This is a genomic window from Vibrio sp. 10N.222.48.A3, from assembly GCF_041475345.1.
GTDB classification, from domain to species: Bacteria; Pseudomonadota; Gammaproteobacteria; order Enterobacterales; family Vibrionaceae; genus Vibrio; species Vibrio tasmaniensis_A.
Genome location: NZ_JBFRVX010000204.1, coordinates 1 through 11810, shown reverse-complemented (window position 1 = coordinate 11810; position 11810 = coordinate 1). Strand labels below are relative to the sequence as shown.

Annotated in this window: 9 protein-coding genes; 3 read left to right on the top strand and 6 right to left on the bottom strand. The window is 43.4% G+C overall.

The features are described from left to right. The 6 genes from nadA to tolR all read right to left on the bottom strand — a co-directional run. On the bottom strand, window positions 1–859 hold an 859-nt coding region (gene nadA / locus AB4653_RS07270), incomplete at its 3' end, for a quinolinate synthase NadA (RefSeq protein ID WP_372103694.1). 209 nt (window positions 860–1068) lie between these two features. Then, the gene (ybgF, locus tag AB4653_RS07265) at window positions 1069–1851 is read right to left on the bottom strand and encodes a tol-pal system protein YbgF (protein WP_009846383.1); all 783 of its coding nucleotides are present in this window, start codon (window positions 1849–1851) and stop codon (window positions 1069–1071) included. 33 nt (window positions 1852–1884) lie between these two features. Continuing rightward, on the bottom strand, window positions 1885–2427 hold the full coding sequence (gene pal / locus AB4653_RS07260) for a peptidoglycan-associated lipoprotein Pal (RefSeq protein WP_102257359.1): 543 nt from the start codon (window positions 2425–2427) through the stop codon (window positions 1885–1887). A gap of 111 nt (window positions 2428–2538) precedes the next feature. Beyond that, a complete protein-coding gene (tolB, locus tag AB4653_RS07255; protein ID WP_009846380.1) occupies window positions 2539–3891 on the bottom strand; it encodes a Tol-Pal system beta propeller repeat protein TolB in 1353 nt (450 codons plus the stop codon). A gap of 12 nt (window positions 3892–3903) precedes the next feature. Further along, on the bottom strand, window positions 3904–4971 hold the full coding sequence (tolA, locus tag AB4653_RS07250; protein ID WP_017097725.1) for a cell envelope integrity protein TolA: 1068 nt from the start codon (window positions 4969–4971) through the stop codon (window positions 3904–3906). A 13-nt stretch (window positions 4972–4984) separates the two neighbouring features. Further along, window positions 4985–5428: a protein TolR gene (gene tolR / locus AB4653_RS07245; protein ID WP_009846378.1), complete on the bottom strand. Its 444-nt coding sequence runs from the start codon at window positions 5426–5428 to the stop codon at window positions 4985–4987. Between the two features lie 37 nt (window positions 5429–5465). Between tolR and AB4653_RS07240 the strand changes: the two genes are divergently transcribed. From AB4653_RS07240 to feoB, 3 genes are all read left to right on the top strand, one after another. Then, entirely contained in the window at window positions 5466–8624 is a 3159-nt protein-coding gene (locus AB4653_RS07240) for a helix-turn-helix domain-containing protein (protein ID WP_372103691.1), read from the top strand. 627 nt (window positions 8625–9251) lie between these two features. Further along, window positions 9252–9473, top strand: coding sequence for a FeoA family protein (locus AB4653_RS07235; protein ID WP_004734203.1), 222 nt, complete (start codon window positions 9252–9254; stop codon window positions 9471–9473). Next, the gene (feoB, locus tag AB4653_RS07230) at window positions 9474–11747 is read left to right on the top strand and encodes a Fe(2+) transporter permease subunit FeoB (protein WP_009847311.1); all 2274 of its coding nucleotides are present in this window, start codon (window positions 9474–9476) and stop codon (window positions 11745–11747) included. The last annotated feature ends 63 nt before the right edge of the window (window positions 11748–11810 follow it).

The window sequence follows — 11810 nt, the reverse complement described above, 5'->3', positions numbered from 1 at the left end:
CACCTGCTGTCGGCGCTTCAATCAGTTCTTTTTCAGGAACCAGTTGCTGCATTTTGAAGAAGATACCTTTGTCAGTCGCGACAATCATCTGTGGATGAGGCAGCTCTTTTGCTTTCTTGATCAGTTGACTTGTTGAACCAACAGCGTCAGCCAGTTCAACCACGCTTGCTGGTGATTCTGGGTGAACCAAAATAGCCGCTTCTGGGTATACTGATTTCATTTTCTTCAAAGCATCAGCTGAGAACTCGTCATGAACAATACACTCACCTTGCCAAAGCAGCATGTCAGCGCCAGTTTGATTTGCGATGTAAGAACCTAGGTGACGGTCTGGACCCCAAATAATGGGTTTGCCTTCAGCGTCTAGGCTTTCAACGATTTCTAGAGCGATGCTCGACGTAACTACCCAGTCTGCACGAGCCTTAACAGCCGCAGAGGTATTCGCGTATACAACCACTGTATGGTCAGGGTGAGCATCACAAAATTCTGTAAACTTGTCTGCAGGACAGCCAAGATCAAGAGAACATTCAGCTTCTAGTGTTGGCATTAGAATGCGTTTTTCAGGTGTAAGAATCTTTGCTGACTCCCCCATAAAACGAACGCCAGCGATGATCAAAGTGCTTGCCGAATGGCGGTTACCAAACTTAGCCATTTCTAATGAATCGCCAACAAAACCACCAGTTGCTTCAGCTAGGGCCTGAATTTCAGGATCTGTGTAGTAGTGTGCAATTAGAACTGCATCTTTTTCTTGAAGTAGTGTTTTGATGTTTGCGATGTGGGCCTGCTTCTGAGCGTCGCTCAGTGGAACTGGCTTAGGCGGAAACGGGTAAACTGTATCGATTTTATCTAGTATATGACTCATTGCTCTTGCTCTACGCAACTTCTTCCGAGAATTAGAGTATTCTACACAGGACAGCGATTGGGATCAAAAAGGATTGGTTTCAAGCGATGACTAACTAATGCTTAAAACGCATAAACAAAGCGATGCGTTGGCATTACAAAGAAGAGAAGTAGACACAAAACGAAAGTGATCAGATATAAAAAAGAGGTACCTGAGCACCCCTATTTTGTTTACAAGTGGGTTTTAGCCACTTTAGCCGAAGCACTGTTTGGATACTCGGTTACAACTTGCTGGTAATATTTCTTAGCTTGCGTCGCGTTGTTGTTACGCGTAGCTATGTCACCAAGCTTAACCAGAGCATCAGAGCGCTTGTTGGAGTCTTTGTATGACACAACAGCGGCAAAGCTCTTCACAGCTTCCTTATCTTGCTTTTTAGCGAAATAAAGCTGACCTAACCAATAATGGGTGTTAGGCGTGAAGGTCGAGTCTGGGAAGTCTTTTTGAAACTTTTGGAATGCTGCAATAGCACCCGTGTAGTCTCGCTGCTTTAGAATCATATCTACAGCATTCTGATAAGCTGTTTGCTCATCAACATCAGTACTGAACGTACCAGAAGCATCCTTAGAGCCTTCGCTCGCTGCTACTGCTACCGTTGCTGTTCCTGCTGCTTTCACCTCGCCTCTCACACGATCCAGTTCAATGAACAATTCACGTTGGCGCTCGAGCATTTGTTTCATATCGTAGCTGTTTCGCTCCAACTCACCACGAAGTTCACTGATCTCCAGTGACATATCGTCGATTTGCTGCTGCATTTGAAGCTGAACGAGATTACGATTTTGAAGCAAGCGCTCTAAACGCTCAATATCTGATTCGTTAGATGCTGATCGAGAGGAAGATGATGAATTTGTTGCGGTGCTATTGAGATCGGATACTGGAGCTGGTGCAGCGAACGTAGTGTTCGCTGCACTTGCCAGTAACGAAAGCAAAATGACTCGCTTTGTGTTACTGAACATGAGGCAATTCCTCAATTATATAGCCTACTGAAATTAGTAAACTAGTACTGCACGACGGTTTTTAGCGTACACGTCTTCAGATTGACCTAGAAAAAGTGGCTTCTCTTCACCGTAGCTTACGATAGAGATTTGGTCTGCTTGAACACCTAGAGCTTGTAGGTATTTCGCTACAGCTTGTGCACGACGCTCACCAAGTGCGATGTTGTACTCAGGAGTACCGCGCTCATCAGCATGACCTTCAACAGTAACGTTCATATCAACGTTCTTAACTAGGTATGCTGCGTGAGCTGCAAGCATTTCTTCGTAGTCGCCAGCGATAGTAGAGTTGTCGAATGCGAAGTAGATTGTTTGAGTTTCGCGTAGCGCTTGCTCTTTAAGCTCTTGCTCAGACAGTTGACCGTTAGCGTCAATTGGCGTTACAACAGTTGTATCTACGTTGCCTTCTGAACCTGAAGTTGTTTGGTTGCTTTCTGTGCCAGATGTTGCAGAAGTTGCTTCATCAGTTGAGCTACATGCCGTTACTGCCATCACTGGTAGTGCAATCATCAAGCCTTTAAGAACTTTGTTAAGTTGCATCTTTTTTTCCTTACGTTATCAAACTTAGTTTCTACAGCGACTAAGTGCTATAGATAGTTAAATGCCACAATAGTTAACACTATCAATAGCTAAAAGAATGTATCAAATCGACTAGAGAAACGGTGACCACGAAGGCGCTCTTACGCGTCCGTTCGTTGCTGGTAATCTAGCCTTAAAACGACCATCGATAGAAACCATCGATAGTACGTTTGTTTTGTTGTAAATAGAGCTATAGATAACCATACCTCCATTCGGTGCAATACTTGGAGATTCATCTAACAATGTTTTTGTTAGCACCTGAACCGCACCAGTTTCCAAATCTTGTTTAGCCAAGTTAAAACCCGAGTTGCTGCGATTAACCATAATCAGGAATCGTCCGTCAGGGGTGATCTGGCCACCTAAGTTTTGGCTACCTTGCCAAGTAATACGAGATGTCGAATTATTTGACAAATTTACATTATAAATCTGTGGTTTACCACCACGATCAGATGTGAAAATTAGAGACTTGCCATCTGGGTGCCAAAATGGTTCAGTATTGTTAGAACGACCGCGGGTAATTTGAGTCAGCTTACGGCTAGCAAGGTCGAGTGTGTACACCTGAAGACTGCCTGTTTTCGACAATACCAACGCCAATGTTTTACCATCTGGCGAGAATCTTGGCGCACCATTATGACGAGGGTATGACGTCACTTTCTCGCGCTCACCCGTATAAATATTCATTATGAATATTTCAGCTTGGCCATTTTGGAAACTCACATACGCAAGCTTCTTACCGTCTGGCGACCATGCTGGTGACATAAGAGGCTGCTTAGAACGAAGCACCAAACGCTCGTTAAAGCCGTCGTAGTCAGCAACACGAAGCTGGTACGGGTATTTGTCTTTGTCGTTCACAACTACGTAAGAAATACGCGTTAGAAACGCCCCTTTCTCACCCGTTAGCTCTTCATACACTAAATCAGAGATTCGGTGTGCGTACTCTCTCAAGCGTTTACCAGGCACTGTCGCTTTCTTGTTGAACAGCACATGATCTTTAGAAAGTACTAATTGGCCTTCATCGCTTAGTGCACGGCTTTGCCCTTTAGTCAGTTGACCACGAACAATGTCGATCAGTTGGTAGTTCACCACATACTGCCCTTCGGCATTTTTAGTGATGCTACCGGTTAGCAGTGAATCAACACCTAGGTTAGTCCAAGCATCAAAATTCACCTCGGTTTCGCTGTAAGGCGTTTGAGGCATTTTACTTGTCGCAACTGGGCTGAATTTACCACTGCGTTGCAAGTCAGAAGCGATAACTGCTGACACATCGTGCGGCAATGGTCCTGCGCCTTCCCAACGGAAAGGAACAATAGCGATAGGTCGTGCAGAGTTAATACCATCTGTAATAACCAGCTCCAGTGCCGCATGGGCAAACTGGCTGCTTGTAGCTATTAAGAAAACAAAACTCAGTAATAGTTTCTTTAACACAAGTTCGTCCTTTTACTCTGGTGATACAGTTAAGTTAATGTCTTTCAGTGATTTTATAATGTCTGGGTCCTTAGGTAACGGGTAAGATTGCACTTGTGCTACCGCACGCTTCGTTGCCGCACATAAGCGACTGTCACCATCTAAGATACTCAATCTACCTAATATCGCATTAGATCCCGTTGGAATAAGCTTTAGGTTTACTCGACATGAACGACCTCTGTAGCTGTCTTCTAACAACAAGTTTTGTTGAATGAGTTGAGTATAGATAGCACCATAACGCTGCGCTTCATCACTAATAAATTGTTGTCTAGCTGAAGAGTTTTGAGTCGCTTCAGTTTCAAGCCCAGCAAAAATATCGTTCAACGCCGCTTCTTGCTGTTTACGCTCTTTCTCCGCTCTTGCTGCAGCTTCTTTCGCTTTACGGGCTTTTTCTGCTGCGGCTGCCGCTTCCTTCTCTTTCGCTATACGTTGTTTCTCAGCACGCTCAGCGGCTTCTTTTTCTTTACGAGCTTTTTCAGCGGCCTCTTTCGCGGCTTTTTCTTTCGCCACGCGTTCTTGTTCAGCTTTAGCAATGGCCGCTTCTTTTGCCTTGCGTTCTTTTTCTGCTTTCACAACCGCGGCTTCTTTCAACTTACGATCAGCTTCTGCTTTAGCGGCTTTCTTTTTCTCTTGTTTTAAGCGAGCCTCTTCAACTTTACGTTGCTTTTCATTTTCAACTCGACGCTTTTCCGCGTCGCGAGCCGCTTTGGCTTCTTTAGCTTGCTTTTCTTTCAGCTTTCGAATGTTCTCTTCTTCAGCTTTACGATTTTTTTCAAGTCGTTCGCTTTCACGTCTTAGTTTATCTAAACGCTCTTGCTCTTTTTTGCTCGCCGCTTCTCTTTGTTGACGAATCTGTTGAGCTTGCTGGCGAACCAACTGAGGATCAATCACCACAGCTTGAACCATCTGCCCTGTAGGCTTTGGCTCTGACATGGTGAAATCCGCTCCCCAAATGAGCGCAACGAATAAAACGACGTGCAGCCCAAGAGAAATAAGAAGCGGTGATCTAAAATTATTGGATTTTTTATTATTCGCTTTCATGAATGCTACGGAGCTATTCCCTTATATCCGTTAAAAGGCCAACCTTTGGCACACCTGCACGGCTTAATTCATCAAGTAAGATAACCACTTCAGCGTAAGGCGTTGCAGCATCACCGCCAACCGCCACTGGAGAATTTGGGTTCAGAGACAGTTCCGCCTTCACTCGGACGATAATATCTTCCAGAGACAAGCCTCGCTGAACCTCTTCGTTATTAACGCTCAAACCAAGCTCACCATCTTTGTTCACTTCAACGATAATGAAACTCGCGTTGTCGTCACCCAATAGATCTTGTGCAGATTTGGCAGTTGAAGCTTGAGGCAATTCAACATCTACGCCTTGAGTAACAAACGGTGAAGTCACCATAAAAATGATCAGTAAAACAAGCATAACGTCGATGTAAGGTACAACATTAATCTCAGCTGTCATTTTGCGTTTTTTAGGTTGGTATCCGGCCATCTATTATTCCCTGCCAGCCATCGCTTGACGGTGAAGAATGCTATGGAACTCTTCAGAGAAAGTCGCGTTTCTTAACGATGAGTTTTGGACTTTCTTTGATAATGAGGTGTACCGACATAGCCCAGGAATCGGCAACGCACTTGCATTTAGTTTAAGCCCAGGGGCTGAGATCGCGAATATCGGTGCTTCCGGTGATTATATTTGGGTTACAGATGGCAGTAATTTCTATACGTACAATACTCAATCTTTAGAATTTAGCACTTACTCGCTTCTAAAATTGTATCGGCATAACAATAGCAGCGATATTGCGATTAACGATGCTGAGCGGGTGCTGTCAAAATGGGTGCTTGCGACCAGTTCCGGAGTGTACCTTTCTGATAGCCAAGAATTTACTCATATCGGTGCATCAGAAAAAAATCATATAGAGACGCTGTATTTTTCGATGGCAAGACGTGAGTTAGTCATTGGTACATTGAATGGTGCAGTGATTATAGATCTTGCAAATCCTAAGAAAGAAAGGTGGGTGCGTGGTTCGCATGTTCTTTCTCTCGCTGAAACAACCGATCAATACTGGATTGGGACTGAGCATGGTCTTATCAGCTACAACTTTATTACAGGGAAAATTACACGATTTGAACAAGCCGATAATCAAGACTTTTCGTTACCGGGTGAAAAAATATATTCGTTAATTAACGACCATGCTGGTGGAATGTGGGTCGCGACCAATAACGGAATTCGATACTTTTCACTGTTCAGCAGGACATTCTCAAGAACGCCATTAACGGGAATGGGGATGCATTCGAGTAGTGTGGTGATAAACAAAGTACAGCTTGTTCGCGATCAACTGTCTTGGGTTGCTTCTTCCAGGGGGCTCTATTTGGTTGATTCTCAAAGTGAAGATAACCCCGTTCGTGTTTACTCTAACCCAGTACAGGATTTTGAGATCTTTGGTTCTTCAATTTGGTTGGCGACTGCAGAAGGTATTCTTAGTTTCAATACTGATACGTTAGAGGCTGAAAAGGTCGATCTACCAAGAGCGATTGAAGGTGTACCCGTTGAAAACTTTGCATTTGAAGCGGATAACATGCTTTGGATGACCTCGGGACAAAACCTTTATTCGTTATCTATCGAAACCAATAAGTTGACCAGTTATGGCACCGACTGGTTAGTTGATAAATTTTTGCCAGCAAAGATCACCGCTCTCAATATAGGTTTACAAGGTCGTATTTATGTTGGTACTGATCACGGATTCTACTCTTTTCTTGATGAGAGAATTAGCTTTAGTCATTCAAGCGAGCGGCTTGGCAAAGTGGTCGATATTGAAAAAGCAAAAGATGGATCCCAGTGGTTTGCGAGTAGCTATGGTGTGTATCGAATCCCTAATAACAGTTCTATTATTCAAGAGGTCACTCTTGTTGAGGAAAATATCAGTCCTAAATGTTTAATTAGCGACGATAATGGGATGTGGTTAGGCTCTTCGAAAGGTATTAGCTATTACGGATTGGATGGGCAACTGCATAAACATATCGGCTCACCATTTGGCTTGATCACCAATGAATTGGCTGCAGGTGCGTGTGCTCCGTTTTACAGCGAAGGTAGCCAGTCTACTAGGCTTATCTTCGGCTCAAGATATGGCGTGGTGAGTGCATTAGCTAATGAGCTATTGGTATCAACAACACCTCATAGCCGTGCATTGCTGAGCAAGATAAGTGTCGACCATCAGATAGTATCACTTGGTGGCAAGACGGCTGATTTAGATGAAATTCCTTATGGCTCATCAATCGGTTTTAAGATTGGAATTTTACCAGCGACATACACGCCTGCAATGGAGTATCGACTAAGCGACAATGAACCTTGGAGTGAGTTTGAAGGGGGGGTACTAACACTCGATCACCTTCTTCCTGGGGACTATACGTTGGAAGTGAAACCCGTTAAGGACTCCCATTATCGCTTTACGTCAACGAACCAAAGCTTCTCTATTGCGGAACCTTGGTATCTGAGTAATTGGGCAGCAGCAAGCTCTCTTATATTACTTATCTGTGTAGTGACTGCTTTGGTTTTTTGGCGATCACGTTACGTCACTTTCGCCAACAGGCACTTAAAGGCGCAAGTTGCATTAAAGACAGATCAACTGAGGCATCAAAGCCGAATACTACTAACGACTAATCAACAGCTTAAAAAACAGTTGTCAGTTAAGAGTGCTCTTGTCACACATACTGCTAATGAACTCTCTTCTGAAGTTAATCATATCGCAGCTATGATCCCAAATTGGAATGATGAACAAGGTAAGTCGCCAATATTGACATTGAAAAATGGCTTGGCTCAGTTGAGTAACACGCCACAAGGGAAGGGAAAGGTTTGTTACGATATAATTTTAATCTTAGAAGCTGTACTCAAAGCTTGGCAGGACGATTTAGCCAAAGCTGGTATTGAACTGGATATTAAAGTTGACACTAAACAACGACACGTCTCCTTGCTGTATTTTAATCTTGATATTATTTTCAACAGTCTAGTCGCTAGCATCATTAAGAGAAATTTTAAGTCACAGAGTATGGTGGTATTGGTTGAAGAGGTTAAAGGGCACCTTGTTGTGACGATCCGAGACCATGGAATGCCTTTCCCTAAATTGACTTCAAGCATTAATGACAATACTGGAAAATCGACCGACCTAAACATCGAAAAGTTGCCATTATTGATGAACCAGAGCGGTGGTGAACTGAATGCTTTTGTCTCGGACTCTCAAAATAAGGTGCAGCTTTCGTGGCCGATTGAATATCAAGTGTTAGATAATTTGGAAGCTAGCACAATTGAACAGATTGAGACCATTAAACTTACAGTTTCAGCGACGGAGCAACAAAGGTTAAGTGCTGAGCAAGAGTGGAAAAACAGAGTGTCACAGCTTGTAAGTGAAAACTACGCCGATGCAGAGTTCAGTACTGCAAATGCTGCTAAGTACTTGTTCATGTCAGAGAGAAGCTTACAGAGACGTTTTAAATCGGCTTATAACAAGACCTTTAAAGAGCATTTGAATGAAGTACGTTTGGAGCATGCGTGCGAGCGGCTACTTGCGGGAGAGAGGATTTCAGACGTCGCGTTTGATTCTGGTTTCAATGACCCTTCCTATTTCAGTCAAAGGTTTAAACATCACTTTGGCATGTCGCCATCTAAGTTTGCTGAAAACAACGAAGAGCAGTGAGCTAGGGACGTCCAGTAACAATATAGATAAAGATACTTTGAGCCTCGACATTCGTGTTGGGGCTTTTTTATGCTTCTACGAGATACGAGATACGAGATACGAGATACGAGATACGAGATACGAGATACGAGATACGAGATATAACGATAGTTGGGGGAGTTTAAAAAGGTTTTTGGGTTAAAACAAAAGGAAGAAAAAAAATATCGTGGTATAGCCGGGGGGACTATACCACGGGTGCCAATGACACCTTCGCTTGCTGCCGGAGTGATATGGCAAGCCACATCACCTCTGGAATAAAATTAAAGAGAAAGAGTTTCTCTTCGATGGAGTAACTATACGGGTAGCGACTTGTTTTGCTTATAAAATTAACGACAGATGACTGTGAGAAAACCGACATTATTATAAGTTGTTGATTATTATTGTCTTATTGTTTTCTGGTTGACGCGTACTAGTAAGGTAGTCCCCACTAATTGTTGAAAGTGACGTTTTTGACGTAAACGTTTTTAACGAAATTTACGAGAGTGTATTTTCGAAAACATTGATTTCACACAATAGAATTGTGGGTATGTGCGTGTATTATGTCGGTAATAACAATCTTTCTCATTATCAATCTCGAACTGGGTACTTATGAAACTCTCACAACTAGAGCAAGGAAAAGCGGCTTCTATTGTTGCACTTACAGGTTTAACACCAGACGTTAGAAAAAAACTAATGGTTATGGGCATGTTGCCAAAAACCGAGGTGACACTTATCCGTCGTGCACCTATGGGTGATCCGCTTCAAGTTGAAGTGAGAGGTGTTTCTATAGCCATTCGTGAAAGCATTGCAGAACAAATCGAGGTTATCTAAATGGATTATCAAGTTCTTACTGTTGGTAACCCTAATAGTGGTAAAACAACATTATTTAACGCATTAACTGGCGCAAAACAGCACGTTGGTAACTGGGTTGGTGTGACCGTAGAAAAGAAAACCGGTTTATATTCGCACGCTGGTGATCAATTTCAGTTAACGGATTTACCAGGCATTTATGCACTAGACAGTGGCAATGATGCAAACAGTATCGATGAGTCGATTGCATCACGCGCCGTGCTTACTCACCCAGCGGACGTGATCATCAATGTTGTTGATGCTAGCTGTTTGGAAAGAAGCTTATACATGACATTACAATTGCGAGAGTTGGGTCGCCCAATGATCGTTGTATTGAACAAAATGGATGTATTAAAGCGTGAGCGTCAGGTGATTAATCTTAAGGCTCTAGAAAAAGAGCTAGGTTGCCCGGTTCTAAGCTTGTCAGCAAACGATAAAGGGCAAGTGGTTCGTTTTAAAGAGCGTTTGCATAAGCTTCTGGTTCAAGGGGTGAGTCTTGATCCTATCTCTATTGATTACGATGCCGCGTTAGAAGCTCTTATTCCTTCTGTTGATTCACAATTTGATGATGCTGACGTATCTCACCGAGCGCTAGCGATTCGTGCTTTAGAAAATGATTACTTGGTATTGAATGGTTTGGCCCCACAAACTCGCACTCAAATTGATAGTGTGCGTCTTGGTGCCGATTTCGATATTGATCTTGCTGTTGCTGACGCTAAATACACTTTCTTACATGAACTTTGTAAACGAGTTCGTCGCAGCGAAGGCAAACTGAGCCGTAATTTCACAGAGAAAGCCGATCAATTCATTTTGAATAAATGGGTCGGGATTCCTTTCTTCTTCGTCATCATGTACCTAATGTTTATGTTCTCTATCAATATCGGTAGCGCGTTTATCGACTTCTTCGATATTGGTGTTGGCGCAATATTAGTTGATGGCGGACATCACTTATTAGATGGTCACTTACCGGTTTGGCTAGTCACCGTTCTTGCTGATGGTATTGGTGGCGGTATCCAAACGGTTGCGACCTTTATTCCGGTAATCGCTGCTCTTTACCTATTCTTAGCGGTACTAGAAAGTTCAGGCTACATGGCGCGTGCCGCATTTGTACTGGATAAAGTGATGCAGAAGATTGGCTTACCGGGCAAAGCATTTGTACCACTTGTTCTGGGTTTTGGCTGTAACGTACCTTCTATCATGGCAACTCGTACTCTTGACCAAGAGCGCGAACGTAAACTCGCCGCATCAATGGCACCGTTTATGTCATGTGGTGCTCGTCTACCTGTATACGCACTGTTTGCTGCTGCATTCTTTCCTGGTGCTGGACAAAACGTTGTGTTCGCTCTGTACATCATGGGTATTCTGGCTTCTGTGTTTACGGGCTTGTTCCTTAAAAATACTATCTATCCTGGTAGCAGCGATAGCTTGGTTATGGAAATGCCGGATTACGAATTGCCGACCGTGCAAAACGTGATGCTGAAAACTTGGCAGAAGCTGAAACGTTTCGTGCTTGGCGCAGGTAAAACCATTGTAATGGTTGTGGCAATTCTGAGTTTCTTGAATTCATTAGGTATGGACGGCAGTTTTGGTAACGAAGACAGTGAAAGTTCTGTGCTATCTAAAGCGGCTCAAGTTGTAACTCCAGTGTTCCAACCGATTGGAATTACTGAAGAGAACTGGCCTGCAACGGTTGGTATCATTACCGGTATTTTTGCGAAAGAAGCTGTGGTTGGTACGCTAAATAGCTTATACACTACACCTTCTGATGAAGAAGCGGCTGAGTTTGATCTAGCGGCAAGTTTAGAAGAAGCTGTAATGACCATTCCTGAAAACCTTGCTGGTTTGAGCTATTCAGATCCATTAGGAATTGAAGTTGGTGACTTGTCTGACTCTAGTTCTGTGGCTGCTGATCAAGAGGTTGATACTTCGATCTTTGGTAACTTGAAAGATAAGTTTGTATCAGGCCACGCTGCGTTTGCTTACTTAATCCTAATCTTGCTTTACACACCTTGTGTGGCAGCGATGGGTGCTTATGTTCGTGAATTTGGTCAGACGTTTGCCCGCTTCATCGCAGTTTGGACAATGGCACTTGGTTACTTCGGTGCGACCTTCTATTACCAAGCAGCAAACTTCGCTGTACACCCAGTAAGTAGTGCTGTGTGGATGGTGGCAATTGCTGGTGGTTTTGTGGTGACGTATCGCATCTTCAAGAAAATCGGCAGTAAGCAAAAAGCACTTGAGGTGCAAGTAGTATGATTTTAACTGAACTTCATCAATACATTGATAACGAAGGTGTTGCTGCTCGTAGTGAGCTTGCAT

What these genes read in the sequence shown, in the direction of transcription:
- ybgF (WP_009846383.1), bottom strand. Translation starts at nt 1,851, where the DNA reads ATGTTCAGTAACACAAAGCGAGTCATTTTGCTTTCGTTACTGGCAAGT.
- pal (WP_102257359.1), bottom strand. Translation starts at nt 2,427, where the DNA reads ATGCAACTTAACAAAGTTCTTAAAGGCTTGATGATTGCACTACCAGTG.
- tolA (WP_017097725.1), bottom strand. Translation starts at nt 4,971, where the DNA reads ATGAAAGCGAATAATAAAAAATCCAATAATTTTAGATCACCGCTTCTT.
- tolR (WP_009846378.1), bottom strand. Translation starts at nt 5,428, where the DNA reads ATGGCCGGATACCAACCTAAAAAACGCAAAATGACAGCTGAGATTAAT.
- AB4653_RS07240 (WP_372103691.1), top strand. Translation starts at nt 5,466, where the DNA reads ATGCTATGGAACTCTTCAGAGAAAGTCGCGTTTCTTAACGATGAGTTT.
- AB4653_RS07235 (WP_004734203.1), top strand. Translation starts at nt 9,252, where the DNA reads ATGAAACTCTCACAACTAGAGCAAGGAAAAGCGGCTTCTATTGTTGCA.
- feoB (WP_009847311.1), top strand. Translation starts at nt 9,474, where the DNA reads ATGGATTATCAAGTTCTTACTGTTGGTAACCCTAATAGTGGTAAAACA.